We start from the raw sequence: 24,995 nt of genomic DNA, 5'->3' as shown, positions 1-24,995 counted from the left end.
CGGTTCACTCCCCAGCAGGGCTCTTCAAGCCCAACACGTCCTGCATGTCGTAAAGTCCGGGCGGCTGGCGGGCGACCCAGGTCGCCGCCGCGATGGCCCCGCGGGCGAACAGGCCCCGGTCGCTGGCGCTGTGGGAGAGGGTCAGCACCTCCTCCTCGCCGGCGAAGATGACGCTGTGATCGCCGATGATGCCGCCGCCGCGCACGACGGAAAAGCCGATGCCGCCCGCCTTGCGCGGACCCGTGATGCCGTCATGCGGCGGCAGTCGCGCCTCACTCAGGGCCACCCCACGCCCTTTGGCGGCGGCTTCGCCCAGCATCAGGGCGGTGCCCGAGGGGGCGTCGACCTTGCGCCGGTGGTGGGCTTCGAAGACCTCGATGTCGAAGTCGTCCGGCAGCGCCCTCGCCGCCTGGGCCACCAGCCCCAGCAGCATGTTGACCCCGAGGCTGTAGTTGCCCGAGCGAACGATGGGGATGCGCCTGGCCGCCTCATCGATACGGCGGATCTGGTCCGGCGACAGGCCAGTCGAGCCGATGACCAGGGCCACCCCGCCCCGGCCGGCCGCCGCCTCGGCGAGGGCGACGCTGGCCTCCGGCACGGTAAAGTCGATGACGACGTCGGCCTGCGCCAGGGCCAGGGCCTGGCTGACCAGGCCTTCGCGCTCCGTCCCCGGACGATCAAAGCGGGCGCTCACCGCCACGTCCTCGCGGCCCTGCGCGGTGCGCTCCACGGCCTGCCCCATACGGCCCAGCGCCCCGGCGATGGCGAGACGGACGGGGGGTGCGGTCACGGGCGGCTCCTTGAAACGGGATGGGAACAAAGCACAGGCGGGCGGGAAATCAATGCAAACCCCGACCAGGACCGGGGAAATCGCACCCGCGGCGGTGGACAGAATTGACGGCGGCGTACCCGGCATTCGAAACTGGCGGCAACGAGATCACGAGGAAACCCATGGCCCAGCTTTCCGCCAACGGCATCACCATCGAGTACGACGAGCGCGGCGCGGGCGAGCCCCTGCTGCTGATCATGGGCCTGGGCGCCCAGATGACCCGCTGGCCAGAGGGCTTCTGCGACGCCCTGGCGGCCAAGGGCTTCCGGGTTATCCGCTTCGACAACCGCGACATCGGCCTGTCCAGCAAGATGGACGAGGCCGGCCTGCCCGACATGGCCGCCGTCTTCACCGCCTTCGCCAGCGGCCAGACCCCGCCGGTCGCCTACACCCTCAGGGAAATGAGCGAGGACGCCGTCGGCGTCCTCGACGCCCTTGGGATCAAGAAGGCCCACATCGTCGGCGCCTCGATGGGCGGCATGATCGCCCAGCTGGTCGCCGCCGACTTCCCGGGCCACACCCTCAGCCTGACCTCGATCATGTCGACCACCGGCAACCGCGAGCTGCCGACCGGCACGCCCGAGGCCATGGCCGCCTTGAGCACTCCAGCTCCGAACCCCAACGACGATCTGGAAGGCTTCCTCGCCGCCGGGGTGAAGACCGCCCGCATCATCGGCTCGCCCGACCACATCGACGAGGCCGCCCTGCGCGAGCGGATGGCCGCCGACGCCCAGCGCAGCTACTACCCGGCCGGCTTCATGCGCCAGTACGCCGCCGTCCTCGCCTCGCCCGACCGCCGGCCCAAGCTGAAGGGGATCACCGCCCCGACCATGGTCATCCACGGCGAGGCCGACGCCCTGGTCAATGTCGCCGGGGCCCACGACACCGTCGCCAACATCCCCGGCGCCGAGCTGCTGGTCATCCCGGGCATGGGCCACGACGTGCCGCCGGTCTTCTGGGACCAGATCGTCGACGCCATCGCCGGCGTGGCCGCCAGGGCCAAGGCGGAGGCGTGATCCTCCGCCCGACCCGCAACGTCGGCCTGCTGGCCTTGGTCGCCCTGCTGCTGATCCTCGTCGGCGCGGCGGTCTGGCTGCGCGCCGGGGTGCCGGACGCCAGGAGCTGCGTCGGCAAGGCGATCGAAGACGTCCGCCAGACCGGCAAGGTGGACAAGCTCATTCCGAGCGACTGCAAGCGGGCGGGGAACCACGGCAACCGCTGACGTTTCGTCAGCGGTTGTTCCGAAGGGCCTCGGTCGTTAGGTTGCGCGCCTTTCCACTTGACGAGGCGCCCAGCCGCGCGCGCCCGCGACCCGCAAGGCGATCATGAACGAGTCCGAGAAGAAGACCTTCACCGACGAGGAAGCGCTGGCCTTCCACCAGTTCCCGACGCCGGGGAAGATCGCCATCGCCGCGACCAAACCGATGGCCACCCAGCGGGACCTGTCGCTCGCCTATTCGCCCGGCGTCGCCGTGCCGGTGCTGGCCATCGCCGAGAACCCGGAGCTGGCCTACGACTACACCTCCAAGGGCAACCTGGTGGCGGTGATCTCCAACGGCACGGCCATCCTCGGCCTCGGCAACCTCGGCGCCCTGGCGTCCAAGCCGGTGATGGAAGGCAAGGGCGTCCTCTTCAAACGCTTCGCCGACGTCGACGCCATCGACATCGAGGTCTCCACCGAGGACCCCGACGAGATCATCACCGTCGTCAAGAACATCGGCGTCACCTTCGGCGGCATCAATCTGGAGGACATCAAGTCCCCCGAATGCTTCCGCATCGAGACCGAGCTGCAGGAGCTGCTCGACATCCCGGTCTTCCACGATGACCAGCACGGCACGGCCATCATCACCTGCGCCGGCCTGATCAACGCCTGCGAGATCAGCGGCCGCCAGCTGAAGGACGTCAAGGTCGTCCTCAACGGTCCCGGCGCCGCCGGCATCGCGACGCTCGAACTGATGAAGGCGATGGGGGTCACCCCGTCCAATGTCATCGCCGTCGATCGCAAGGGCGTCCTCTACCGGGGCCGCACGGAGGACATGAACCAGTGGAAGAGCGCCCACGCCACCGACACGCCGCACCGCACGCTGGCTGAGGCCATGGTCGGCGCTGATGTCTTCATCGGCCTTTCCGCCAAGGGCGCGGTGACCAAGGAGATGGTCGCCTCGATGGCGCCCAACCCGCTGATCTTCGCCATGGCCAACCCCGACCCGGAGATCACCCCGGAAGAGGTGGCGCAGGTCCGCGGCGACGCCATCGTCGGCACCGGCCGGAGTGACTACGCCAACCAGGTCAACAACGTCCTGGGCTTCCCCTACATCTTCCGCGGCGCCCTCGATGTGCGCGCCCGGCGGGTGAACATGGAAATGAAGATCGCCTGCGCCAACGCGCTGGCGATGCTGGCCCGCGAGGACGTGCCGGACGAGGTCGCCGCCGCCTATCACGGTCGCCACCTGCGTTTCGGCCCCGACTACATCATTCCGACGCCGTTCGATCCGCGCCTGATCTGGTACATCCCGCCCTTCGTCGCCCAGGCGGCGATGGACACCGGGGTCGCCCGCAAGCCGATCGACGACATGGACGCCTACCGCGCCCGCCTGGCCCGCCGCCTCGACCCCACCGCCGGCTTCCTGCAGAAGGTCTCGGGCGGGGTGCAGTCGCAGACCCCCAAGCGCATCGTCTTCGCCGAAGGCGAGGAGCCGAGCGTCATCCGCGCCGCCTACGCCTTCGAGCAGCAGGGTCTGGGCAAGGCCATCCTCTGCGGCCGCGAAGAACTGGTCCGCGAGAATATGGTCCTGGCCGGTCTCGACCCGGCCGAGGTCAACATCGAGATCGTCAACGCCCGCCTGTCGGACCGCAATCCCGACTACGTCGACTACCTCTATGCCCGGCTGCAGCGCGACGGCTACCTCAAGCGCGACGTCCAGCGCCTGATCAACCAGGACCGCAACAGCTTTGCCGCCTCGATGCTGGCGGCCGGCGACGCCGACGGCATGGTCACCGGCGTCACCCGCAGCTTCGACCAGGTGCTGGAAGAGGTGACCCGGGTCATCGACCCCGCGCCCGGCGGCCGGGTGATGGGCATGTCGATCCTGCTGGCCAAGGGCTCGCCCATCTTCATCGCCGACACCAACGTCACCGAGATGCCCGACGCCGAGGACCTGGTGGAAATCGCCGTCGAGGCCGCCTCGGCGGTCAAGCGGCTGGGCTACGTCCCGCGCGTCGCCTTCATGAGCTACTCGGCCTTCGGCAATCCGATGGGTGAGCGGAGCGAAAAGGTGCGCGACGCCGTCGCCATGCTCGACCACATGGACGGCATCGACTTCGAGTACGAGGGGGAGATGCCGCCCGAGCTGGCGCTCGACCCCGAGCTGCGCGGCAACTACCCCTTCATGCGCCTGACCGGCCCGGCCAACATCCTGGTCATGCCGGCTATCCACTCGGCCTCGATCTCGACCAAGCTGGTCCAGAGCCTGGGCGGCGCAACGGTGATCGGCCCGGTGCTGCTGGGCCTCTCCAGATCCGTGCAGATCTGTCCGCTGTCGGCCTCGGTCTCGCGCATCCTCAACATGGCGATGATGGCGGCCTACGAGCAGCCCGCGCAGGAAGGATGAGGGTTATGGTTTCATGATCATGGACACCTTGCGCCAGGCCTGAAGCCGCGACTCGCGTCGCGGCCCAACGCCCGTGACGCGCACCGCAACCCCGAAACCTAGACATGACCCCCGTGCCTGACCGGCCGGGGGCGCATCTGCGTTGGAAAACACCATGACCACTCCGCACGAGCCCGTTCTCGGCATCGACTTCGGAACGACCAACACCGTCGTCTCGATTACCACCCCGGGCGGGGACGCCCGCCTGATCCACTTCCCCAGGGACGACGCCGATATCGTCGCCTTCCGGTCGGCCCTGAGCTTCCACGCGCCCAATCACGATCCCAATGGCCGTGAGGTCGAGGCCGGCCCCTGGGCCATCGACACCTATCTGGAAGAGCCGCTGGAAACCCGCTTCATCCAGTCGTTCAAGTCCTATGCCGCCAGCCCCCTGTTCACCGACACCGAAATCCTGCGCAAACGCTTCGCCTTCCAGGACCTGCTCAGCGCCTTCCTCGGCAAGGTCCGCGATCACGCCGGGGCCGAACTCGCCGAGCTCCCGAAACGGGTCATCGTCGGCCGTCCGGTCAACTTCGCCGGCCTGCGTCCCGACCCCCAGCTGGCCCTGACCCGCTATCAGGACGCCTTCCGCTGGATGGGCTTCGAGGACATCCGCTACGCCTACGAACCGGTCGCCGCCGCCTTCTTTTTCGCCCGGCAGCTTAAACAGGACGCCACTGTCCTGGTCGCCGACTTCGGCGGCGGCACCAGCGACTTCTCCCTCGTCCGCTTCGAGCGCCAGGGCGGGACCATCCGCTCCCAGGGCCTGGCCAACAGCGGGGTCGGGGTGGCCGGCGACGCCTTCGACTACCGGATCATCGACCACCTGGTCTCGCCGCGCCTCGGCAAGGGCAGCAGCTACCGCGCCTTCGACAACATCCTGCCTATCCCCAACCGCTACTTCTCCGCCTTCGCCCGCTGGGAACAGCTGGCCATCCTGCGGGCCAGCCGCGACATGCGCGACATCCGGGGCCTGGTCCGCTCCGCCCTGGAGCCGGAGAAGATCGAACGCCTGGTCGAGATGCTCGACGACAACCACGGCTACCGCCTCTACCAGTCGGTCTCGCGGCTCAAGGAGGCCCTGTCGGTCCAGGAGGAGGCCGAGTTCCTGTTCGAGGAAGGCTCGATCCGCATGCAGCAGACGGTCCAGCGCAGCGACTTCGACGCCTGGATCGCCCCTGAACTGAAGGCCATCGAAGGCGCCGTCGACGAGGCCCTGGCCCGCGCCGGCCTCGACGAGACCGGCGTCGACCGCGTCTTCCTCACCGGCGGTTCCAGCTTCGTCCCCGCTGTGCGGGGCATCTTCGCCCGCCGCTTCGGCTCCGAAAAGCTGGAGTCCGGCGCCGAACTCGTCTCCATTGCCACCGGCCTCGCCCTCATCGGCGCCGAACCCGACGCCGACCTGTGGAGCCAGCGGGCCTGACCTCCCTCACCGAATGGGGAGGGACGACGTTGACGCCGCCACCCCCCGCGTTAGCCTCCCCCCATGCCCGACAACCACGCAAACCACGCCCTGCTGCGCACCCGCACCGGCAAGCACGCCCCCGTCGGAAACGTCGAACTCTTCTTCGACCTGATCTTCGTCTTCGCCGTCACCCAGCTCAGCCACAGCCTGATCGCGCACCCGACGCCCGAGGGCCTGCTCCACACCGCCATTCTGCTCGGCGCCGTCTGGTGGGGCTGGATCGACACCGCCTGGGCGACCAACTGGCTGGACGTCGACAAGCCCCTCGTCCGCGGCCTGCTGTTTACGATGATGGGCGCCGGCGTGGTGATGTCCGCCGCCCTGCCGGAGGCGTTCGGCAAGCATGGCGCGGCCTTCGGGGTCGCCTTCGCCTTCTTCCAGATCCTGCGCACCGGCTTCGTCCTCTGGGCCGTGCGCGGCGACAAGGTGCTGCACGAAAACTTCCAGCGGATTCTCGTCTGGCACGGCGGCGCGGCCCTGCTCTGGGCCGCCGGCGGCTTCGCGTCTGAAGAGGCCCGCCTGTGGTTCTGGCTGGCGGCGCTCGGCGTCGACAGCATCGGCCCGGCCCTCAGCTTCGTGGTTCCGGGCCTTGGCCGCTCCCACACCGGCGACTGGACGGTCGAGGGCCATCACCTGTCCGAACGGCTCGGCCTGTTCACGATCATCGCGCTCGGCGAATCCATCCTGGTCATGGGGGCCACGGCCGCCGGACTCGACTGGACCTGGGAGAACGCCGTCGCCCTGGGTGTCTCCTTCCTCGGCAGCGTCGCCATGTGGTGGATCTACTTCTCGGCCGCCGCCGGCGCCGCCACCGAGACCATCGCCAGATCCAGCGATCCTGGCCGCATCGCCCGGCTGGCCTACACCTATGTCCACGTCGTCCCCATCGCCGGCATCATCGTCACGGCGGTCGGCGATGAGTGGGTGCTGCACCATCCCCTCGGCCACACCGAGCCGAAGATCGCGCTCGCTGTCCTCGGCGGCCCGGCCCTCTACCTACTCGGCGTCGGCCTGTTCAAACTGGCGGTGTTCGGCAAGGTCTCGCCCAGCCGCCTGACCGGCATCGCCCTGCTGGCCGCCGTCGCCCCCTTCAGCCTGATGCTGCCGCCCCTGGCCCTCGGGGCCATCGCCACCGGGGTGCTGATCTTCGTCGGCGCCTGGGAGACCATCGCCCTCAAGCGCGGCGCGGCGTCAGCCTAACTCCGCCACTTCAGCGTCACGGCCTTGACCGGGTTCTCGAAGGCCCGATCGGCGGCCCGCGAGGCCGTCCATTCCTTCTTCAGCTGCTGGTACCACTTGGCCTGGGTGTCGGCGTCGTCGACCCACAGCAGGGAGGGATCGTACTTCAGCCCCTCGTTCTGCAGGTTCACCATGGCCGCGTCCTGGCGCAGGAAGGCCCGCGCCCCGGCCGCCACGAACGGCTTGAGGAAGAAGAAGGCCGGGTGGTCCGACCACAGGATCTGGGTGATCCGCGTGGCTGTGTCATGGATCGGCGTCAGGCAGGTCAGCGACAGCACCTGCTTACGCCCGATGGTGATGTGCTCCCAGCGCAGCCCCGGCAGCCGGAAGGTGATCTCGGTCAGCGGCTCGCCGCCGAGGATGGCGTAGGCGCGCGAATTCTTCGACGGCTCGTGGCGGATCATCGAGAACCCGGCCTCGCGCGGCTCGAATTTCTTGGCCTTGTCGTGCTGGCTGCCTTTCGACCGCCACCACCACTGCTGGTGTACGTAAGGCCCGTGGGCCGGGTCCATCAGCCCGACCACCGCATGGTCGATATGGCTGTCGAAAACCATACGGTCGATGATCTTCGGCCCGCCCCCGACCACGCCCGGAAACTGCGCCGGCGGCTCGGCCGGGTCGCCATCGAAGCGGGGATCGGACGCCATCCACACCCAGACCATCCCCTGGCTCTCGGCCACCGGATAGCGCTTCACCCGGATGCGGCTGACATCCATCGGCTGGTCGGCGGTCAGCGACGGCACCGCCTTGCACTCGCCCGACCGCCCGAACCGCCAGCCGTGATAGGGGCATTCGACGGACGTCTGGCCATCGGCCTCGCTGGTGATCCGCCCGGCCGACAGCGGCGCCGCCCGGTGGGGACAAACATCGCGCAAGGCAAACAGCGCACCCTTGCGGTCGCGCCCGATCAGCACCGGCTCGCCCAGCATCTCGTGCCGCGCCATGGCCCCGGCCTTCACGTCGCCGCTCAGGGCCGCGAAGTACCAGATGTCGCGCAGGAAGCCGGTCCCGAACCGCGTCGCGGGGGTTTTTGCTTTGGGGGTTTCGCCGTCGGCCATGGGTCGCTTCATACCGCCTGCAAAGCGTGACGTCCAAGTCCGCACATTGATGCAGCGCAAGCGGGCGGCGTGCGTTGGTGCTAGGCTGCGATCCGCGCCGGCGATGCCGCGTTCCATGGGAGGCTCTTTCGCGATGACCCGTACGACCTCGATCTTCCGCGTCCTGCCCGCCCTGCTGCTGGCGGCCGCCCTGGCCGGTTGCGGCATCAACACCATCCCGACGAAGGATGAGGCCGTGAAGGCCGCCTGGGGCAACGTCCAAAATCAGTACCAGCGTCGCGCCGACCTGATTCCGAATCTCGTGGCCACGGTGAAGGGCTACGCCGCCCAGGAAAAGGACGTGCTGGTCGCGGTGACAGAGGCGCGGGCCAGCGCCACCCAGGTCAAGGTCGACGCCTCGACCATCACCGATCCGCAGAAGTTCGCCGAATACCAGGCCGCGCAGGACAACCTGACCGGCGTCCTTGGCCGCTTGATGGTCATCCAGGAGCAGTATCCGGACCTCAAGTCCAACGCCAACTTCCTGGCCCTGCAGAGCCAGCTGGAAGGCACCGAGAATCGCATCGGCGTCGCCCGCACCGACTACAATGAGGCCGTCCAAAGCTACAACACGTCGCTGCGTACGCTCCCGACCTCGATCTGGGCCGCCACCTTCTACCGCAGCCAGAAGCCGGCCCTGCCGTTCCAGGCCGCCGCCGCCGCCCAGACCGCGCCGAACGTTTCCTTCGACACCCCGCCGCCGCCGAAGGTCCAGTAGCCGCCGATGGTTCGCGTCTTCAGAGGTTGGCTGATCGGCCTGGCGCTGCTGCTGATCGCAGCGCCTGCTCTCGCCGCGCCGCCGACCTTCCCGCCCCTGACCGGACGGGTGGTCGACAACGCCAACCTGCTCGACGCTGCCGCCGAGGCCGATCTGACGCGCAAGCTGGAGAGCCTGGAAACGACCACCGGCCGCCAGCTGGTCGTGGTCACCCTGCCGGACCTCGGCGGGTTGGAGATCGAGGACTACGGCTACCGCCTCGGGCGAACCTGGGGCCTCGGCGAAGCCAAGGCCGACAACGGCGCCCTGCTGATCGTCGCCCCCAACCAGCGGGCGGTGCGCATCGAGGTCGGCTACGACCTCGAACCTTTCCTGACCGACGCCCTGTCCAGCGTCATCATCCAGAGCGTCATCCTGCCGAAGTTCAAGGCCGGCGACATGCAGGGCGGCATCGTCGCCGGGACCAACAGCCTGATCGACCAGCTGACCCTGCCGGTCGGCGAAGCCCGCGCCAACGTCAAGGCGGCCGAAGCCCCGGCCCGCGAGCGCGGCGGCGGCTTTCCGCTCATCCTGATCCCGATCATCTTTTTCGTCGTCATCATCCTGCTCAGCCGCCTCGGCGGTCGGGGACGGCGCCGCTCCGGCCTCGGCGCGGCCCTGCCCTGGATCCTGCTCAACGCCGCCAGCAGCAGCGGCGGCTGGAGCAGCCGGGGCGGTGGCGGCGGCTGGTCGAGCGGCGGCGGCGGGGGCGGCTTTTCCGGCGGCGGCGGTTCGTTCGGGGGCGGCGGCGCCTCGGGAAACTGGTGACATGCAACTGACCTCCGCCGACCAGATCCGCATCGCCGCCGCCGTGGCCGCCGCCGAAACCCGCACGGCCGGCGAGATCTATTGCGTCGTCGCCCCCCGCGCCTCGGCCTACCGAGAGGTCCCTGTCGTCTGGGCTGCGTTGCTGGCCCTGGCGCTGCCACCGGTGGCCCTGCTGGCCGGTCTGCGGCCCCGGGCGCTTGAGACCCTGCTGGGCGGCTGGACGGTCGGTCACGAGCTGTCGGTCGGCCACACGGTGCTGGCCTCCCTGGCCGCCTACATCGGTCTGCAGCTGGCGGTATTCCTGTTGGTGCTGGCGGCCATGATGATCCCGGCGGTCCGCCGTTTCGCCACCCCCGGCCCCCTGAAGACCGATCGCGTCCGTCGCGCCACCCTCGACCAGTTCCTCAGCCACGGCCTGCACCTGACCAAGGACCGCACCGGCGTCCTGATCTTCGCCGCGCTGGAGGAGCGTCGCGCCGAGGTCATCGCAGACGAAACCATCTATCTCGCCGCCCCGCCCGCCGTCTGGGAAGAGGTCGTCGCCCTGCTGGTCGCCGGCCTGCGCTCGGGCGACCTCGCGGGGGGCTACATCGCCGCTATCGAAAAGTCGGGCGACATCCTGGCCGCCCATGTCCCACCGCGCGCCGACAATCCCAACGAACTGTCGAACCGCATCGTGATCCTGGACGAGCGGGCCTAGTCCGCCGGCCGGTCGCGCTTGCGCACGTACATGGTGGCGTCAGCCTCGGCCAAGGCGGTTTCCGGATCGGCGCCGGGCTCGATCTGGCGCACCCCGGCGGTGATGTGCAGCGGCGCCGACCAGTCGCCGAAGGTCACCGGCGCACCCTCGATCACCTTGACCAGGCTTTCGGCCTTGGCCTTTGCTGTCGCCAGATCGGCCTGCACAAGAATGACCGCGAACTCGTCGCCGCCGAGGCGTCCGACGATGTCACTGTCCCGGACATTGGCCACCAGCCGTTCGGCCACGGCCTTGAGCGCCGCATCACCGGCCGCATGGCCGAACCGGTCGTTGACGCTCTTGAAGCCGTCGAGGTCGAAATAGACCAGGGACGCGTCGGCCCCGTAGCGCTGGGCAAATGTCGAAATCCGCCCCAGTTCCCGCATGAAGGCCCGCCGGTTCAACACCGGGGTCAGCACATCGCGGTCGGCCAGGCCTTCCATTTCGGACAGCTGGCCCTTCAGCCGCGAAACCTCGCCGCGCAGGTCGTCGATCTCGCCCAGCAGCGTCTTCAGCGCGCCCTGCACGCTGGGGGTCAGCTCGGCTTCGGTCAGGCCCAGGAACCCGGCCTTGTCGGCCTCCGACGCCTGGCCGGTGACCTGCGCCCCGGCTGCGGTGAGGGCACGCCGACGGATGGCCGAAAAGGCTTCCGCTCTCGCACCGCCGATCTTCATCGCAGAATCATCCTTCGCCCGCCCTCGATGATTCTGTTCCATCGGTTGCGGCGCAACAAGGCCTGCTATACAGCGCCCCTTTCCTTCTGAGGATGTGACATGAGCGCAGCGCCGGTGGCGATCATCATGGGCAGCCGGTCCGACTGGCCGACCATGAAGCATGCGGCCGACAGCCTCGACGCGCTCGGCGTGGCCTATGAGGCCAAGGTCGTCTCCGCCCACCGCACCCCAGACAGGCTCTACGCCTTCGCCAAGGGCGCCAAGGCCGCGGGCGTCAAGGTGATCATCGCCGGGGCCGGCGGCGCCGCCCACCTGCCGGGCATGACCGCCTCGATGACCGACCTGCCGGTGCTCGGCGTGCCGGTCGAGAGCAAGCTGCAGAATGGTTTGGATAGCTTGCTGTCCATCGTCCAGATGCCCGGCGGCATCCCGGTCGCGACCCTGGCCGTCGGGGTGGCGGGGGCCAAGAACGCCGGCCTGCTGGCCGCCCAGATCCTCGCCCTCTCCGATGAGGCGCTCAGTGGCCGCCTGGCCGACTTCCGCGCCCGCCAGACTGAGGCGGTCGCCGAAACGGTCGAAGACTGATGAGCTTTCCCCTCGCCCCCGGATCCACCATCGGCGTCCTCGGCGGGGGACAGCTGGGCCGCATGTTGGCCCTGGCCGCCGCCCGGCTTGGCCTCGACGTGGTCATCTATACCCCTGACGAGGACAGCCCGGCCTCCCGCGTGGTGCGCGAGACGATCGTCGCCCCCTATGACGAGCCGGTCAGTCTCGCCGCCTTCGCCCGCCTCTGCGATGTCATCACCTATGAGTTCGAGAACGTCCCGGCCGCCACGGTCGACGCCCTGATCGATCTGGGGGCCCGTGTCGCGCCTGGACCGATGGCCCTTGCCGTCGCCCAGGACCGGGTCAGCGAAAAGACCTACCTCAACGCGGTCGGCGCCCCGACCGTCGCCTTCGCCGCCATCGACGGCCCGGCCGACATCCCGGCCGCCGCCCAGGCGCTGGGTCACCCCTGCCTCTTGAAGACCCGCCGCGAGGGCTATGACGGCAAGGGGCAGACCTGGATCGAAAAGCTGGCCGACGAGGCCGCCGCCTTTGACCTGATCGGCGGCAAGCCCGCCATCCTCGAAGCCCGCGCCGATTTCGTGCGCGAGCTGTCGGTCATCGCCGCCCGGGGCCGCGACGGCGAGACCGCCGTCTATCCGCTCGGCGAAAATCACCACGAGGGCGGCGTCCTGCGCCGCACGGTGGCGCCGGCCGCCGCCGACCAGGCCCTGCTCGACCAGGCCGAACGCATCGCCCTGCAGATCATGGACGGCCTCGACTACGTCGGGGTCATGGGCGTCGAGCTGTTCCAACTCGCCGACGGCCAGCTGCTGGTCAACGAGATCGCCCCGCGCGTCCACAACACCGGCCACTGGACCCAGGACGGCTGCGCCGTCGACCAGTTCGAACAGCACATCCGCGCCGTCGCCGGCTGGCCGCTGGGCTCGACGGCGGCGTTGGCCCGCGTCGAGATGCTCAACCTCCTCGGCGATGAGGTCGACACCTGGCCCAAACTCGCCGCCGACCCCGACGCGAGGGTCCACCTCTACGGCAAACGCGAAACCGTCCCTGGCAGGAAGATGGCCCACGTGAACCGCATGCGGGGGCCGCTGTAGAGCGACGGCCAATGAGTTCTCGCTCTCCGCCCTTGGGGCGGAGGACCGTTTTGGAGCGCGAGCGACAAAACAGGAGACGGGACTTCCACCGGCGGTCGTGCGCTGCCAACACCGACGCCGGCGCGTAACGGAACAGCGCGAAATCCCCACCGCCGGTGGGCCCGCCTCCTGCTTTCTCGCTCGAGGCTCGAAAGCGGTCCTCCCCCCACTTCGCGGGGGGAGAGCTTGGGAGGGCGCTGCCTCCGCTAGATCCGAAAGCTCCAGATCGGCCCCGTCCAGTGAACGCCGTCGCCCTCGTGCTGCGCCACATCCCGCCCGCCGCAACTGCGGAGCGCCTGCGCCCAGAACCCCTTCGCCGCCGCATTGCGCTCGACCACAGCCACTTCCCACACCCCGGGATGCAGCCCGAACACCTGCCGCAGCGCCTCTGTCCCCACCCCGCCCTTGCGGAATTTCCGGGCCACGAAGAACTCGCCCATGTGCCGGTCGTTGACCGCCCCGCGATGGCTCTGCTGGTTGACCAGGGCGAAACCCGCCGCCTTGCCGTCAACCTCGATCACAAGCGGCCAGTACCCCTCGTCCCGCCAATAGGGGTCGAGCGGATAGGCCTCGAACCGCCCGTCCGCATCGACATCGAACCGGTCCGACCCCTTCGGCTCCAGCTCTGAAAAGTCATAGACGTAGAACTGCATCAGGCCTTCGATCAGCGCCCGGTCCGCCGGCGCCGCCGGCCGCACGACAACGCTCACGGCCGCCCGTAGCGGATCGAAGCCAACGCCCCGGCGACCTCGCGGGCGAGATCAGCGGGGTTCAGTCCCGCCTTCCACTTCTCGAAGTCCATGACGTTCTGGATTCGGGCGTCGAGGTAGCTCAGCGCCGCCTCCCGCCCCGACGCCAGGTCGATCGCCGTGGTCGACACCAGGATGGCCGAGAGAATCGCCCGCTTCGAATAGTGGTTCTCGTCGGTCGCCGTATCCCCGGCCCAGCGCCACAGCCCATCGGCGCTCTCCCACACCAGCCGCAGGGCCAGCGGCAGGTTGAGCGGCAGGCTCAGATACCCCGCCCAGCGCCGCAACGCCTCGCGGTCGCCGCTGGCGGCTTCCAGCCGCGCCTCGACGGCGGCCCGGATGCGCTGGCGAATCTTCAGGCCCGCCGGATCGGGCAGGGCGGTCAGGGCCATCGCGTCATGGCGGCGCGAGAGCAGGGCGGCCAGGTCGCGCGGCCCATGCGGCAACAACAGATCGGTCTCGCCGGCGGTCAGCCCCGCCTTGCGTCCGGCGGCCAGGGTCATCGGCCGGGTCCAGCCCATGTGGACGCACAGCGGCAGGGCCTCGTCGAGGATGCGGCCCTCGGTTTCGGAAGCCCAGTCCTGGCCCTTGACGGTCGTTTCAGCAGCGGCGGTCATGGCGTCCATTCTATACGCGGCTGTGGCGGCGTGGCGACAAGCCGTTGATCCGACTCATTGATTGGCGCCGCACCGTGGACAAGGCCGCCTGCCTCTGCTATCCCGCGCGCCTTGCTCCGACAGGGACTTTCTCTGTGGGGGTCCGCAGATATTTGTTTTCGACCGCCCTGCCGCTCAGGCGTGCGGCGGGCAGCCGAAGGAGAGATACCCCTGGTTCAGATTTTCGTCCGCGACAACAATGTCGACCAGGCGCTTAAGGCCCTGAAGAAGAAGATGCAGCGCGAAGGCTCGTTCCGCGAGATGAAGCGCCACGTCCATTACGAAAAGCCGTCGGAAAAGCGCGCCCGTCAAAAGGCCGAAGCCGTCCGTCGCGCCCGCAAGCTGGCCCGCAAGCGCGCCCAGCGTGAAGGCCTGATCGCGGCCCCGAAGAAGCCCGCCCGGTAGGCGACGCTTCTGCTTGAAGTTCGAAAGGGCCGTCGGGAAACCGGCGGCCCTTTTGCTTGAGCCCTATCCCCCCTTGATCCGCACCCGCGCCTTGGCCTCGCGCCCGGCGCTGTCGATCACCTTCACGGCATAGAATCCCGGCGCCGCCGGCCGCCAGATCGGCTTGCCGCTGATCGGCTCCACGGGAATCGGCGCCCCGTCGATGTACCAGCTCAGGCCCTCGCCGCCGGCCGCCAGCGCCAGGCCGCGTGATCCAGGGCCGAAGCTGTCGACCTGCACCGTCGCCCGGTCCGGCGGGAAGATCAGGCGCGGGCCGGCATCGGCCTTCTCCAGGCGCTGCAGGGCTTGTGGCGCCGCCTTGGGTGCAATCGGCGGCGGGGCGCTTCTCTGGCCCCCGACCAGATCCGCCACATCGAACAGCAGCGGCAGCGACGCCTCGCGCCCCGTCAAACCCCCGCGCGCGCCGCCGTCGGCGCGCCCGGTCCAGACGATGATCACATAGCCGCCGGCCACCCCCGCCGCCACGGCGTCGCGGAAGCCGTAGGAGGTGCCGGTCTTGAAGGCCAGGCCCGGGCCGCCCCGCGTCAGCGCGCTGGGGATCCGCCCCTTGGGCCCCGGCGCGTCGCGCAGGATGTCGAGCACCTGGTCCGCAGCCTTGGCGCCGACCAGCCTCCGTCCGCCGGACCGCCCGTTCCGCCGCGCGTCCTCCTCGGTGAAGGCCAGCGGCTTGGCCAGCCCCTCGTCGCCGAGCGCGCAATAGAGCACCGCCAGGTCGCGCAGGGTGATGCCCTCGCCGCCCAGCGCAATCGCCAGCCCCGGGTCCGGCCGGCCGGTGTCGGGGCGCTTGAGCTCGACGCCGACATTCTCCAGCCGCCCCAGGAAACTGCGCGGCCCGATCTTCTCCATCATCGCCACGGCCGGGACGTTCAGCGAATGGGCCAGGGCCTCCGACGCCGTCACCTCACCCCGGAACACCCGGTCGAAGTTCTCCGGTTGATAGTCCTTGAACCGCGTGGCCACGTCCTGGATGCGGGTGTCCGGCGCCGCCTTGCCGTCATCGAAGGCCATCGCATAGATGAAGGGCTTCAGCGCCGAGCCCGGCGAGCGCACCGCCCGGGTCATGTCGATCCAGCCGCCCGGCCGGTCCAGCCCTGCCGACCCGACCACGGCCCGCACCGCCCGCCCCTCGATCTCGACCACCAGGATGGCCGCCGTCGCCTCCGGCCCCTGCGCCCGCGCGTAACTGGCCGCCAGCGGCTCCAGCCGCGCCTGCAGGCCTGCATCGATGGTCGAATGCACGCTCGGCGTCCGCCAGTCCGCCGCCCGCGCCAGCTGTCCGGAGATGTGCCAGGCGTTGGACGGGAAGGCCGCGCGCCGGGGCAGGGCTTCCGTCTCCGCCTCATGCCCGGCGGCCTCGCTGATCATCCCCGAGCGGATCATCCGGCTCAGCACCGTGTCCCGCGCCCGCCGCGCGGCGTCGGGGAAGCGGTCCGGCCGCCGGCCCTCCGGCGCCTGGGGCAGGGCGATCAGCAGGGCCTGTTCGCCGTTGGTCAGGCTCTCGGGCTCATGGCCGAAATAGCTGAGCGAGGCGGCCCGCACCCCCTCCAGATTGCCGCCGTAGGGCGCCAGGGTCAGGTAGAGGGCGAGGATCTCCTTCTTCGACATCCGCGCCTCGAGCTGCAGCGCCCGCACCATCTCGATCAGCTTGGACCCGACGTTGCGCGGCCGGGGTTCGAGCAGCCGCGCCGTCTGCATGGTCAGGGTCGAGGCCCCGCTGGTCACCCGGCCCCGGATCGCCGCGCTGCCGACGGCCCGGACCAGGGAGAGGGGATCGACCCCTGGATGAACCCAGAACCGCTGGTCCTCGATGCGGATCACCCGCCGCTGGAAGGTCTTGTCGGTGCGGGAAAGGTCGGCCCGGATGCGCCAGCGGCCGTTTTCGACGGGCAGGGCGCGCAGCCAGGCGCCGTTGCGGTCAAGCGCGACGGGGGAGGACCGCTCCGCCCGGCCCATGTCCGGTGGGAAGGCGAGGTCGAGGGCGATGAGGACGGTCTGGACGGCGACGAGGAGGATCAACAGCCGGACGATCAGGGGAATGAAGCGCTCAGGCGGCGGCCAAGCCCTCCCCCTCGAGGGGGGAGGGTTGGGAGGGGGTGTGTCCCCGCTGATGACGGAGGGGCTCACCTGGGCGCCGGCGCCTTGGCGAGCGCTCCCACATGGACCGGTGCGAACACCCCATCCCCGACCCTTCCCCCTCGAGGGGAAGGGAGACGCTCAAACTCACGCACGACGTTTGCTCACCGCCCGACGATCACCACCCGGCTCGCTCCACCGCGCCCGTTCACCGCCGGACGGTACATGTCCTGCGCCTGCGGGCCCGGGTAGAAGAAGTCGCCGGGGGTCACCGCCCTTGCCACATAGGCCAGGGCGAACGGCTTGTTCCCCTCCAGGTCCAATGCCGCGATGTAGCGGTCATCCCGCGACTCCTGGACATCCGCCCCGGTCAGTTCGCCGAGGAACTTGAACGGACCGTCCTTGGCGTCTTCCGGCGACAGCACGGTCTCGATCTCGAACCCGGCCGGCAGCGGATCGTCGACGACCAGGGCAATCGTGCGTCCCTGGCTCGACCGTCCGGTCAGCAGCACGATGATCCGGTCGCCCTGGGTCACGCCGCCGAGGTTCACGCCGCCGCCCTGCATGGTGAAGAGCTGCTTGCCGACGCTGACCCCGCTGGCTCCGGCGCCGGGCGCCACCAGGGGCGTCCCCCGCACCGTCACCGTCCGCCACAACGTCCCGCCCTTGTTGGTGAACCGCGCGTCCTGCAGCTTGCCGACCGCCCAGCGCGGCACGCCGCCGGCCGGTTCCAGGGCCGTGGCGCCGACCGCCTCGATGTTGATCGGCCCGCTGGCCTTCATCATCGCCGCGGCCGCCTGCAGCAGGCGCGCCTGCTCCTGCGTATTCAGCGAGTCCGGATCGCGCACCACGCCGTCCAGCCGGTCGACCAGCGGCCGCACGATGGCGGGCTCGCCGGCCTCATAGCCGTAGGCGATGACGGCGGCGATGTCGCGCAGGGGGCTCTGGTACCAGTCCTGCTCGTCACGGTAGCCCAGCTTGGCCACCGCCCCCTTCAGCGCCGACCGCGCCCGGGCCTTGTCGCCCATCAGGGCCAGGCCGGCGGCGACCTGCGCCCGGGCCACCGGGTTGTCGTCCTTCTTCATCTGCACATCGTGCCACCAGCGCAGCCGCGCCAGATCGCCCTGACCCCCCTTGGCCAGCACATAGAGGGCGTAGGCCGAGGCTCTGCTCCGCATCCGTTCGGTGGCCAGCTTGGACTCCGCCTCGCTGCGCGCCCACCAGGCCGGATACTCGGTGCGGTAACCGACCGAGACCCAGCCGTCCGGCCGGCTGATGGCCCGCATCGCCGACATGGCCCGCTGCAGGGCGCTGTCCGGAACCGGCGCGCCGCGCGACTTGGCCTCGACCAGGAAGTCGGTCGCATAGGCGCCCAGCCAGGCGTCCGCCTCGCCGTCGCCCACCCGCCAGAGCCCGAAGGCCCCGTCCAGCGTCTGCCGGTCGAGCAGCTTGCCGACCGCCTCGTTCAAGGCCGCGCTCGACTTGCGGTCCTTCGGATCGGGCGCCACCTGCCGCGCATAGAGCAGCGGATAGGCCACCGACACCGTCTGTTCCGTGCACCCGTACGGGTACCGCGACAGGGCCGCCGCGATCGCCGCCGGGTCGAAGCCCTTGAACGGCGAGTAGCTGACCTGCAGCGTCACATCGCCCGCCGCCATGCCCGACAGCAGGGCCGCGTCCGGCGTCCAGGTCGCGCCGCCCGCCTGTTGCTCGGTGGTGGCGCGGGTCACCGCGCCCCAGCCCAGCCGGCTCTGGATCGGATAGCTCTTGGCGGTCGAGAAGTCAGGCCCGGCCACCTTGAAGCTGACCTCGCCGATGCCGATCCGGTCCGGCGCCAGGAAGGGGATCTTCTCGGCGATCCGCTGGCCCAGGATCAGCCGCACCACCTTCTTGAACTGCATGACGATGCCATTGGTGGCGCTGGTCTCGACCGTGTAGTCGCCGGCCTTGCCCTCGACATTGTGCAGCTCCAGCGTCGCTGTCGGCTTGTCGCCGGGGCTGAGGAACCGGGGCAGGTTCAGGTCCGCCACCACCGGCTCGCGCACCGTCATCGGCTTCGCAGCCGAGCCGACCGCCTCATCCGTCCAGGCCACGGCCATGACCCGCAGCTCGCCGTTGAAGTCGGCCGCCGGCAGCCTGACCGTCGCCTTGCCGAACATGTCGGTCTCGACGATGCCGCTCCACAGCGCCACCGACTTGATCGGCGTCACCGTCAGCCCCTCGCCGCCCAGCTGGTCGCCGCCGAAGTTGACGTTCGCCGGCGCCCCGAGGTTGGCGTCCAGCAGCCGCCCGTAGTCGTCCATGTAGTCGATGGTCAGGGCTCGCTTGCCGAAATACCACTTGGCCGGATCGGGACTGGCGAACTTGGTCAGCCTGAGGATCCCCTCGTCCACCGCCGCGACGGTGACCTTGGCCCGCTGGCCGACGCCCAGACCCTTGACCGTCACAGGCACGACCACATCGGCCTTGGCGCCCAGCTTCTCAGGGGTGCCCAGCTCGACGGTCAGCTTCCGCCCCTTCGGGTCCAGCGGCACATAGATCAGCCCCAGCGCCCGGCGCGGCTTCGGCGTCGCCACCGGATCGCGCGGCTGCACCACGCTGACCAGGACATAGGCCCCGCCGCCCCAGGCCGCGCTGGTCTTCAGCTTCAGCGTCGTGCCCCCCGCCGGCACGGCGAAGGTCTTGAACTCGATCACCCGGTCGGTGGCCACCGCCACCTGGGCCTCGCCGGCGTACGGCGACTTGATGGTCAGGTCGATGGTGTCGCCCTGGCCCGGGTTCTTGCTGGTCAGGCCGATGCGCACGAAGTCGGGCGCCTCTCCGTCCTGGGCCGCGCTGCCCCAGCCCGAGGAGAAGCGGATCAGGGTCTTGGCCCCGTTCGGCCCCTCGATCTCCAGCCGGTAGTCGCCCCATTCCAGACGCCGCCCGATCTTGGCCGGCGCCCCGGCGCCGACGGTGATCGTCTGCTTGGTGATCACCGCGTCACGGCTGGTCCGCCGCCATTGCCAGCGCCCGTCCTGCTGGAACCAGTCATAGTCCCAGTTCTCGCTGATCAGGGTGTAGGTCGTCCCCGGCGCCGCAACCCGCGCCCCCGCCGCATTGACGGCAATGACGTCGATGCCGACCGTCGGGTTCGACCCGCCGCCCTCACCCTCGTCGATCTTGACGCCGAAGTAGAGCGGCTTGGTCCGAACCTTCAGGAACAGGCTCTCGCGCACCGGCCGACCGCCCGGCTCGAACACGCTAGCCGTGACCGACACCTTCAGCGGAACCGCCGTCTCGCCGGCCTCGCCGCTATCGATGGCCAGGATGGCCTTGCCCTCGCCGTCGGTGACCGAGCTGCCCAGCTCCAGGAACTTCTCCTGGAAACTGTCCTTCTCGTCGCCCCAGCGGAAATCCTTATAGGCCGGGAAGGGGTTCGGATCGGCGCTCAACCGCGCCTCGCCCTGGGTCTGCAGTCCCGCGCCCACCGCCCCGTAGAGGAACCGCGCCGTGACCGCGACATTGCGCGTCTCGCCGGCGGTGACCGGAACCTTGGCGTTGCCCTCGGTATCGACGGCCAGCCGCTGCGGCGCGAAATCCTCGACCGAGAACGACAGACTGCCCGCCTCGCCCTCCAGCCCCTCGATGGTCAGGGTCGCCGTCCATCGCCCGCGCGGCGCGCTCTTGGGCAGGGCGACGTCATAGCTGACCGCCCCCTTGGGCGCCCCGTCAAAGGCGAACTTCTTGAACTCGACCCCCGAAGGCCGCTTCACCGTGATCACGCCCTTGCGGTTCTTCACCGCCCTGGACTGCAGATCGCGGATCATGGCGGTCAGGTGCACTGTCTCGCCCGGCCGATAGATGCCCCGGTCGCCATACAGGAACCCATCGACATCGGCCCCGGCGATCCGCCCGCCCGTCTCGTCTTCATCGGGCGCCGGCCCACTCCGACCGCCTACGCCCTGTTTCGACAGATCGACCGGCGACCGGTCCAGGTCCAGCACCGCCAGATCGCCCTGCGGCCCATAGGCCATGACCATCTTGGGCTTCAGCCCATTCTCGCCCTTCAGCAGCGGCCGCAGGAACCGCACCCGCCCGCTGCCGTCGCTCTTGGCCTCGGCCAGGTCCTCGCCATTGCGCGCCACCAGGGCGACCCGCACCCCGGCCATGGTCTTCGCCGACTTCAGCGACCGCACCACCACGTCCAGGCTCTCGGCCCCGTCGTACCCGGCCAGCGCCATGTCGGTGAACATGATCCAGCGCCGCGCCTGGGCCGGATTGGTGCCCTCGCCCTCGCCGTCCTGCTTGACCCCGGCCGAGGCGTCCCGCGCCTTGATCACATAGCCGCCGGCCTTCATCTCCTTCAGCACCGCGCCCAGCGGGAAGACGGTGGTCACCCGCTCGCCCTGGCCGCCGCGCACCGCCACGTCGCCCTTCCAGACCACCCGGCCCTCGTCGTCGGGGCTGTCGTCGCCATAGTCCCCGGCCCAGTCGCCCTCGCCGGTCGGATCGGGCGAACTGATCGACTTGCGCACCAGGTTGCGGTCCGACACCCGCCAGACCTCGATGGCCAGCCGCGAGACATTGACCGTCTCGATCCCCACCCCGTCGCTGTCCTCGCGCGGCAGGATCACCCCGTTGCCGGCGAAGCCGACGTAGGGCGGCTTCTCGCCAAAGGTGAAGTCGACGTCGGCATTGGCCGACAGCTTGTCATTGCCCTTGCCGGGCAGCCCTTTCAGCAGCGTCACCCGCCGGTCATCGAACCCCATGCCGGCGATGCACAGCTCGGTCTTCTTCTTCGGATTGACGCTGACCGCCGGCGTCCCGCCCAGGTCCGGCGAAACCAGCACATAGTCCCCATAGGCCTTGGCCTCATCCAGCTCCCGGGACATCTCGACACAGGCCTTCGGCTCGGCCGCGCTGGTATCCAGCCGCGTGCGCCAAACCGCGAACCCATCGGGCTTCGGAATCCCCCGCCGAGGCGCGTTCGCCCCCCGAGGCTTGCCGAACAGATTCCAGGCCAGCGCCCCGGGCGACCGCCCGTTCTTCTCCACTGTCGCCACCGACCCGCCGGGCCCGCCCTGCCCGCCGGTGAACACCCCGGTCGTGGCCGCCACATACCCCCCGCCAAACCCCAGCGCCAACATCGCCGCCGCCACCACCGCGACGGTGGGCGACAGGCCCCTGGGCATGCTGAAATTCCCCCCGCCGAAGCGGGATTTCCGGGCGGGCTCGCTGGCCGGCTCGGCGCCGTGATCGCCGGTGTTGTCGTCGCTCGGCGCCATGGCCGCATCCCCTGAGAAAGGCGTGTTTTCCGGAGGATGAGGCCAAGGTCGAACGCCGGTCAATGAGCCGGTTCAAACTTCGTGCGGGAGGGGAAAATTGGGGGTAGCGGGGCGGGCCAGCCGGTACCTGAAACAGGCAGGTTTCCAGCGCGACCCTAGGAGTAACCCTCCCTAATCGCTCTTTCCCAACGCCGTTCCCCCTTCGCTTTCCGTCGGCACGAAGACCGCTTCGATTCCAGTTGGAGATCCCAATGGCAATACGTCGGCGAGAGAAGAGTCGGCCTTCCTGCATCCAATTTGATCGGCTACCGTCCGGACGAAGAGGACCAAGTGGCAGATACTCCGCAAACAGCAAAGCTCCGCGACTATCGCGTCGACTGCTGGTCAGTCATGACCGGCATGACCGTCAACGACTACCTTGCGTTGGTCGAGGGCGCGTACCGCAAGCGCGGGGGCCTGAAGGGTCAACGCGAACCGCTCAAGACAACAACCGGGCGCCGCATCCGGGGGCGGATGGTTGAGGACATCAAGCGGGGGGCCATTCTTCCCCCGGTGGTAATCGGCGTCGTTATTGCCGACGATCTAGATTCCATCGAAGCGATGAGCCCGGATGAGGTCATTGCACGGGTGACCAAGGAGTGGATTGAGTCGATCTCGATCATCGATGGCATGCAGCGCACCACGGCCCTTCTCGATGCCGTCGAATCCGACCCGAAAGTTGGTGAGCAGACTGTCCGAGTTGAATGCTGGCTAGCTCAGAGCACCGACAGCCTAATCTACCGCATGCTTGTGCTGAACACGGGCCAAGTGCCGTGGAACATCAAGCGCCAGTTGCTGGTGATCTACGCGCCTTTGGTCGAGCAGATGAAGGCTAAGATTCACTTCGAGCGGCTCCTCAGCCTCGAAAAGGCAGAGCGAAGGTACAAGGGCGGCGAGTTCAGTGCCGACAGCATGGTGGAAGCCTATCTAGCGTTTGGCATTCGTCGGACTGAGATCGACACTCAGGAGACTTTGGCCGACGAGTTCTCGCGCCTCGATATCGCCGAGGCAATCGCGTCCAAGAAGTACGACCACTATTTTTATCCGATTATCCAAATTCTTGTGGACGTGGACAAAGCGTTCTCCAGGCTTGAAGCTGCCGATACCGAGGGTGCGGATGAGACAGTCAGTTCGAAGTTCACTATCGGTCGCAATATCTTCGACAGCCAGCCGGCGCGCATTGGTTTCATCGTCGCTTGCGCCTTGGCGGTCCTCGGGCGTTTGGGGATGGACCGGGCCGACGCCGATAGCCAAGCGGCGTTAGACTCGCTTCAAGGTGCCGCATCCGGCCTCGTGCAAAAGCTGGCGCAGATGTCGCCGGAGGACTTGACTGCCTTTCTGTCGCTCGACGTGCTGCGTGAAAAGCTCGGGGGGCAAAAGCGGTCCGCCGTGGGCCGCCACGAACGGGCGTTCTTTGAGACGGCCTTCAAGGTTCTGATCGAGGAGAGTTTCGCCGTCCCGTCCATGGGGGTGTGCTGGAGAGCCTGATGTGGCCCGCAAGCGCATTGACATGAGCAACGCCCTCTTCGGTCGCCTCGTAGATTTTGCTGCCCAACTGGATGATCCGGTCGTCAACCCGGAGGCTGGACGGTGGATCAAGAACGGCGACCCGGCGGACTTGGCGCTGATGTCCAAGGCCGAGGTCGATGTACGCATCGTGACGCGCCAGATTCGCTTCGCGCGCGTCGAACACGATGGCGTATTATACTTCTGCACGTTCGGGTTGCCCGAAGCCGATGAGGTTCCTCCAGACCTTGAAGCGGTTGATCCCACCCCCGGACTTTTTGCATTGGCGGTGTTGGAAGCTCAGGTTCGGCCGCCAGCAAGAGTTACGGCGGCCTCAGTTAAACAGGTTCTGGACGAACAATTCGTCGGCAATGGTGCCGGCTACGACGGCCATGACCTCATGGAAATCGAACCGTTGTTCCCTTCGCTTCGTGTATATCGGGCGACGGCAGCGGCGGACTACCACGCACTGACGGACAGGGTGCTCGGATCGGTTCTCGTTCGCACTTATTTTGACGGGCCGATCTCTCTGGAACCGGAGACGGTGAAAATCCTGGCACGGGTGTTCGAGGCGGACTCTCCGCTCATCCCATTCCGCAATCTGGTCCAAGGCGTGCTTTCGATCTCTTGGGAAAACTTATTCCTTGAGACTTACCGCTGCATAGAACAGCTCTACGGCATGAAGCGGTTCGGGGTGCTGAAGGCGCAGCTCAAGTTTGCCGCTTCACCTCGCGAATTGGCTAAGGTCATCGAAGACCACCTGTCCTGGCGGCCGAAGGAATCTGAAGCCTTCGTGGGGCTAGCCTCTCTGTGCGGTGAAGCATTGATCTCGACAGTTTGCGCCGGTCTTGCCGTGCAGGCGGACACGCATGACAAGCGATACACGCGCATGGCTGAAGAACTTTACGGCCTTAGAAACATGATCGTGCACTACCGCCCAGCGCACGAAGCGGTCCAAAAGAGTGACGCTGACTGGAACATCATAGTGCGCGGGATGCTGGATATCGTGGCGCACCTCTACAACAATCACGCCGTCGAGTTTTTCGGTCAGCCCAACTGACGAGCGCGAGAATATGAAATCGGGGTCATAGGTGCTCCGGTCACCTTGGTCCGGTCCGTCTGTATTCTGCTTGGTGCAGCGCCGCCAACTCAGAAGTAGACATCTGTACAGGTGAATCGTCCACCGAAGGCCGTCGGACTCATAGGCGGCGTGAAAGAAGCGTAGGAACACACGCCGCTTCCGGTGACGACGCGTCGGTAGTGAAGAGCGGCGTGCCCCACTCATGAACGCGCCCATGCCGGAGCAATAAATCAAAACT

Annotated in this window: 20 protein-coding genes; 13 read left to right on the top strand and 7 right to left on the bottom strand. The window is 68.5% G+C overall.

Annotated elements, in window-relative coordinates; translation table 11 throughout:
• Nucleotides 1-4 precede the first annotated feature (4 nt).
• Nucleotides 5-790, bottom strand: coding sequence for a 4-hydroxy-tetrahydrodipicolinate reductase (gene dapB / locus AC2YG9_RS04970; RefSeq protein WP_487296811.1), 786 nt, complete (start codon nt 788-790; stop codon nt 5-7).
• A 161-nt stretch (nt 791-951) separates the two neighbouring features.
• Here dapB and AC2YG9_RS04965 point away from each other — a divergent pair, with 161 nt between their 5' ends.
• The 5 genes from AC2YG9_RS04965 (at nt 952) to AC2YG9_RS04945 (ending at nt 7,144) form a co-directional block, all read left to right on the top strand.
• Nucleotides 952-1,845, top strand: a complete 894-nt coding sequence (locus tag AC2YG9_RS04965) for an alpha/beta fold hydrolase (protein ID WP_487296810.1) — start codon at nt 952-954, stop codon at nt 1,843-1,845.
• Entirely contained in the window at nt 1,842-2,051 is a 210-nt protein-coding gene (locus AC2YG9_RS04960; RefSeq protein ID WP_487296809.1) for a hypothetical protein, read from the top strand. Before AC2YG9_RS04965 ends, AC2YG9_RS04960 begins: the two co-directional genes overlap by 4 nt.
• Nucleotides 2,052-2,154: 103 nt before the next feature.
• Nucleotides 2,155-4,440 carry an NADP-dependent malic enzyme gene (locus AC2YG9_RS04955; protein WP_487296808.1) on the top strand — a complete coding sequence of 762 codons (2,286 nt, stop codon included), beginning with the start codon at nt 2,155-2,157 and terminating at the stop codon, nt 4,438-4,440.
• A 154-nt stretch (nt 4,441-4,594) separates the two neighbouring features.
• A complete protein-coding gene (locus tag AC2YG9_RS04950) occupies nt 4,595-5,902 on the top strand; it encodes an Hsp70 family protein (protein WP_487296807.1) in 1,308 nt (435 codons plus the stop codon).
• A gap of 63 nt (nt 5,903-5,965) precedes the next feature.
• On the top strand, nt 5,966-7,144 hold the full coding sequence (locus AC2YG9_RS04945; RefSeq protein ID WP_487296806.1) for a low temperature requirement protein A: 1,179 nt from the start codon (nt 5,966-5,968) through the stop codon (nt 7,142-7,144).
• Here the strand turns inward: AC2YG9_RS04945 and AC2YG9_RS04940 are convergent.
• Nucleotides 7,141-8,241 (bottom strand): Rieske 2Fe-2S domain-containing protein, encoded by a 1,101-nt coding sequence (locus AC2YG9_RS04940; protein WP_487296805.1) that lies wholly within the window; start codon nt 8,239-8,241, stop codon nt 7,141-7,143. The genes AC2YG9_RS04945 and AC2YG9_RS04940 overlap by 4 nt on opposite strands.
• A gap of 133 nt (nt 8,242-8,374) precedes the next feature.
• Between AC2YG9_RS04940 and AC2YG9_RS04935 the strand changes: the two genes are divergently transcribed.
• From AC2YG9_RS04935 to AC2YG9_RS04925, 3 genes are read left to right on the top strand one after another with little or no spacing between them, the layout of a single operon-like run.
• Nucleotides 8,375-8,998, top strand: coding sequence for a LemA family protein (locus AC2YG9_RS04935; RefSeq protein ID WP_487296804.1), 624 nt, complete (start codon nt 8,375-8,377; stop codon nt 8,996-8,998).
• 6 nt (nt 8,999-9,004) lie between these two features.
• The gene (locus AC2YG9_RS04930) at nt 9,005-9,805 is read left to right on the top strand and encodes a TPM domain-containing protein (RefSeq protein WP_487296803.1); all 801 of its coding nucleotides are present in this window, start codon (nt 9,005-9,007) and stop codon (nt 9,803-9,805) included.
• 1 nt (nt 9,806) lies between these two features.
• The gene (locus AC2YG9_RS04925; protein WP_487296802.1) at nt 9,807-10,505 is read left to right on the top strand and encodes a TPM domain-containing protein; all 699 of its coding nucleotides are present in this window, start codon (nt 9,807-9,809) and stop codon (nt 10,503-10,505) included.
• Here the strand turns inward: AC2YG9_RS04925 and AC2YG9_RS04920 are convergent.
• Nucleotides 10,502-11,218, bottom strand: coding sequence for a GGDEF domain-containing protein (locus AC2YG9_RS04920; RefSeq protein ID WP_487296801.1), 717 nt, complete (start codon nt 11,216-11,218; stop codon nt 10,502-10,504). The genes AC2YG9_RS04925 and AC2YG9_RS04920 overlap by 4 nt on opposite strands.
• Nucleotides 11,219-11,317: 99 nt before the next feature.
• Between AC2YG9_RS04920 and purE the strand changes: the two genes are divergently transcribed.
• Entirely contained in the window at nt 11,318-11,803 is a 486-nt protein-coding gene (gene purE, locus AC2YG9_RS04915; protein WP_487296800.1) for a 5-(carboxyamino)imidazole ribonucleotide mutase, read from the top strand.
• The gene (locus AC2YG9_RS04910) at nt 11,800-12,882 is read left to right on the top strand and encodes a 5-(carboxyamino)imidazole ribonucleotide synthase (RefSeq protein WP_487296921.1); all 1,083 of its coding nucleotides are present in this window, start codon (nt 11,800-11,802) and stop codon (nt 12,880-12,882) included. Before purE ends, AC2YG9_RS04910 begins: the two co-directional genes overlap by 4 nt.
• 245 nt (nt 12,883-13,127) lie before the next feature.
• On the opposite strand, the gene AC2YG9_RS04905 is transcribed toward AC2YG9_RS04910, so the two are convergent.
• Nucleotides 13,128-13,631, bottom strand: coding sequence for a GNAT family N-acetyltransferase (locus AC2YG9_RS04905; protein WP_487296799.1), 504 nt, complete (start codon nt 13,629-13,631; stop codon nt 13,128-13,130).
• Nucleotides 13,628-14,287 carry a COQ9 family protein gene (locus tag AC2YG9_RS04900; RefSeq protein ID WP_487296798.1) on the bottom strand — a complete coding sequence of 220 codons (660 nt, stop codon included), beginning with the start codon at nt 14,285-14,287 and terminating at the stop codon, nt 13,628-13,630. Before AC2YG9_RS04900 ends, AC2YG9_RS04905 begins: the two co-directional genes overlap by 4 nt.
• Nucleotides 14,288-14,497: 210 nt before the next feature.
• Between AC2YG9_RS04900 and rpsU the strand changes: the two genes are divergently transcribed.
• Entirely contained in the window at nt 14,498-14,731 is a 234-nt protein-coding gene (gene rpsU / locus AC2YG9_RS04895; RefSeq protein ID WP_091735317.1) for a 30S ribosomal protein S21, read from the top strand.
• Nucleotides 14,732-14,794: 63 nt separating this feature from the next.
• Here the strand turns inward: rpsU and pbpC are convergent, their stop codons facing one another.
• Nucleotides 14,795-16,807, bottom strand: a complete 2,013-nt coding sequence (pbpC, locus tag AC2YG9_RS04890; protein ID WP_487296797.1) for a penicillin-binding protein 1C — start codon at nt 16,805-16,807, stop codon at nt 14,795-14,797.
• 221 nt (nt 16,808-17,028) lie between these two features.
• On the bottom strand, nt 17,029-22,038 hold the full coding sequence (locus AC2YG9_RS04885; protein ID WP_487296920.1) for an alpha-2-macroglobulin family protein: 5,010 nt from the start codon (nt 22,036-22,038) through the stop codon (nt 17,029-17,031).
• 390 nt (nt 22,039-22,428) lie between these two features.
• Here AC2YG9_RS04885 and AC2YG9_RS04880 point away from each other — a divergent pair, with 390 nt between their 5' ends.
• A complete protein-coding gene (locus AC2YG9_RS04880) occupies nt 22,429-23,658 on the top strand; it encodes a hypothetical protein (protein ID WP_487296796.1) in 1,230 nt (409 codons plus the stop codon).
• Between the two features lies 1 nt (nt 23,659).
• Nucleotides 23,660-24,736, top strand: a complete 1,077-nt coding sequence (locus AC2YG9_RS04875; protein ID WP_487296795.1) for a hypothetical protein — start codon at nt 23,660-23,662, stop codon at nt 24,734-24,736.
• Nucleotides 24,737-24,995 lie beyond the last annotated feature (259 nt).

The organism is Caulobacter sp. SRI_014 (assembly GCF_057586315.1).
The sequence above is the reverse complement of the archived record's forward strand: the minus strand, read 5'-3'. Positions and strand labels throughout refer to the sequence as shown.

Coding starts and splice junctions, on each gene's coding strand:
- AC2YG9_RS04955 (WP_487296808.1), top strand. CDS start 2,155: ATGAACGAGTCCGAGAAGAAGACCTTCACCGACGAGGAAGCGCTGGCC.
- AC2YG9_RS04940 (WP_487296805.1), bottom strand. CDS start 8,241: ATGGCCGACGGCGAAACCCCCAAAGCAAAAACCCCCGCGACGCGGTTC.
- AC2YG9_RS04930 (WP_487296803.1), top strand. CDS start 9,005: ATGGTTCGCGTCTTCAGAGGTTGGCTGATCGGCCTGGCGCTGCTGCTG.
- AC2YG9_RS04925 (WP_487296802.1), top strand. CDS start 9,807: ATGCAACTGACCTCCGCCGACCAGATCCGCATCGCCGCCGCCGTGGCC.
- AC2YG9_RS04885 (WP_487296920.1), bottom strand. CDS start 22,038: ATGCCCAGGGGCCTGTCGCCCACCGTCGCGGTGGTGGCGGCGGCGATG.
- AC2YG9_RS04965 (WP_487296810.1), top strand. CDS start 952: ATGGCCCAGCTTTCCGCCAACGGCATCACCATCGAGTACGACGAGCGC.
- AC2YG9_RS04945 (WP_487296806.1), top strand. CDS start 5,966: ATGCCCGACAACCACGCAAACCACGCCCTGCTGCGCACCCGCACCGGC.
- purE (WP_487296800.1), top strand. CDS start 11,318: ATGAGCGCAGCGCCGGTGGCGATCATCATGGGCAGCCGGTCCGACTGG.
- AC2YG9_RS04950 (WP_487296807.1), top strand. CDS start 4,595: ATGACCACTCCGCACGAGCCCGTTCTCGGCATCGACTTCGGAACGACC.
- AC2YG9_RS04900 (WP_487296798.1), bottom strand. CDS start 14,287: ATGACCGCCGCTGCTGAAACGACCGTCAAGGGCCAGGACTGGGCTTCC.
- AC2YG9_RS04920 (WP_487296801.1), bottom strand. CDS start 11,218: ATGAAGATCGGCGGTGCGAGAGCGGAAGCCTTTTCGGCCATCCGTCGG.
- AC2YG9_RS04935 (WP_487296804.1), top strand. CDS start 8,375: ATGACCCGTACGACCTCGATCTTCCGCGTCCTGCCCGCCCTGCTGCTG.